General features: G+C 47.6%; 9 tRNA genes and 2 rRNA genes. All 11 read left to right on the top strand.

The annotated features are described in order from the left end of the window. The first annotated feature begins 37 nt into the window (after window positions 1-37). Window positions 38-154: ribosomal RNA gene (gene rrf / locus IEW48_RS16660) — 5S ribosomal RNA — on the top strand. 176 nt (window positions 155-330) lie between these two features. Next, window positions 331-406 (top strand) — tRNA-Val (locus IEW48_RS16655). Window positions 407-428: 22 nt separating this feature from the next. Further along, a tRNA-Thr gene (locus tag IEW48_RS16650) sits at window positions 429-504 on the top strand. Window positions 505-517: 13 nt separating this feature from the next. Continuing rightward, window positions 518-593: transfer RNA gene (locus tag IEW48_RS16645), tRNA-Lys, on the top strand. An 11-nt stretch (window positions 594-604) separates the two neighbouring features. Continuing rightward, a tRNA-Leu gene (locus tag IEW48_RS16640) sits at window positions 605-689 on the top strand. 119 nt (window positions 690-808) lie between these two features. Then, a tRNA-Gly gene (locus IEW48_RS16635) sits at window positions 809-883 on the top strand. A gap of 9 nt (window positions 884-892) precedes the next feature. Next, a tRNA-Leu gene (locus tag IEW48_RS16630) sits at window positions 893-982 on the top strand. Between the two features lie 18 nt (window positions 983-1,000). Then, a tRNA-Arg gene (locus IEW48_RS16625) sits at window positions 1,001-1,077 on the top strand. Window positions 1,078-1,081: 4 nt separating this feature from the next. Then, window positions 1,082-1,158 (top strand) — tRNA-Pro (locus IEW48_RS16620). Window positions 1,159-1,208: 50 nt separating this feature from the next. Next, a tRNA-Ala gene (locus IEW48_RS16615) sits at window positions 1,209-1,284 on the top strand. 213 nt (window positions 1,285-1,497) lie between these two features. Beyond that, window positions 1,498-1,562: ribosomal RNA gene (locus tag IEW48_RS16610) — 16S ribosomal RNA — on the top strand; the annotation flags it as partial.

Below are 1,562 nucleotides of genomic sequence, written 5' to 3'. Positions count from 1 at the left end.
TTGAAGGTGCAACAAGCACCATCATGTTCAAACTCTGTCTGGTGACGATAGCGGAGGGGACACACCCGTTCCCATTCCGAACACGGAAGTTAAGCCCTCCAGCGCCGATGGTACTTGGGGCGAAAGCTCCTGGGAGAGTAGGTCGTTGCCAGGCAGGGTTTTATCAGTTCTCCCCCTGTAAAAAAACTAAACATCATGTTATAATAACATTAAGCGTTGGGATTTTGACTTTTGTTTGTGGACATGTTAGTATCCCTTCTGTTCTGATGACCCTTTTATGTGATCTAGATGTTACTTATATCATTTAGAGATTAAAAATGTTAAAAATGTGGAGGGTTAGCTCAGTTGGGAGAGCACTTGCCTTACAAGCAAGGGGTCGGCGGTTCGAACCCGTCACCCTCCACCATATGAGCATCGCTGGATGACGTGCCGGTGTAGCTCAATTGGCAGAGCAACTGAATCGTAATCAGTGGGTTGGGGGTTCGACTCCTCTCACCGGCACCATAAATCATACCGTGAGCCGCTAGCTCAGTTGGTAGAGCATCTGACTTTTAATCAGAGGGTCGAAGGTTCGAATCCTTCGCGGCTCACCATTCTCAACTGTGCGGGTGTGGCGGAACTGGCAGACGCACTAGACTTAGGATCTAGCGCCGTAAGGCGTGGGGGTTCGACTCCCTCCACCCGCACCATGTTTAGTATCTGTTTTTATGGATACACTAAAGATACTGTTGACAATATAAAGATACTGGTGACAATATAATATTTAGATAAGATCTTTTTTAAGGCTAGCATGGTTATAATAATGTGTGCGGAAATAGCTCAGGGGTAGAGCACCACCTTGCCAAGGTGGGGGTCGCGGGTTCGAATCCCGTTTTCCGCTCCATTTTTTATTGCCGGGGTGGCGGAATTTGGCAGACGCACAGGACTTAAAATCCTGCGGTTGGTGACAACCGTGCCGGTTCGAGTCCGGCCCTCGGCACCATTTGACAAAGTGGATTGTGGGCCCTTAGCTCAACTGGATAGAGCGTTTGACTACGAATCAAAAGGTTGGGAGTTCGAGTCTCTCAGGGCCCGCCATTATCGGGGAGTGGCTCAGCTTGGTAGAGCACCTGGTTTGGGACCAGGGGGTCGCAGGTTCAAATCCTGTCTCCCCGACCATGATATTTTAAATCGCCAGTCTGTTTGGTGTTATTTTTTGTTTGAAATATGGGGCCATAGCTCAGCTGGGAGAGCGCCACGCTGGCAGCGTGGAGGTCAGCGGTTCGATCCCGCTTGGCTCCACCAATCATTTTGGTAAAAAATGATGATTGAATTACTATGTATACTGTGGTACATTATATAACGTTGTCAACATGAACAGCTTTTAAAATTTAAATTTGCGATTGCTTATTGACACACTTTATTTTGTGTGTTATGATCGAAAACGTCTTTCAAAAAGAGAACCTTGAAAACTGAACAAAGCACAAGCGTGCGTGGCTCATTCCTTTGGGATGAGTTTTGATGGAGAGTTTGATCCTGGCTCAGGACGAACGCTGGCGGCACGCCTAATACATGCAAGTCGA

Source organism: Caldalkalibacillus thermarum, assembly GCF_014644735.1.
Classification (GTDB): domain Bacteria; phylum Bacillota; class Bacilli; order Caldalkalibacillales; family Caldalkalibacillaceae; genus Caldalkalibacillus; species Caldalkalibacillus thermarum.
The sequence above is the reverse complement of the archived record's forward strand: the minus strand, read 5'-3'. Positions and strand labels throughout refer to the sequence as shown.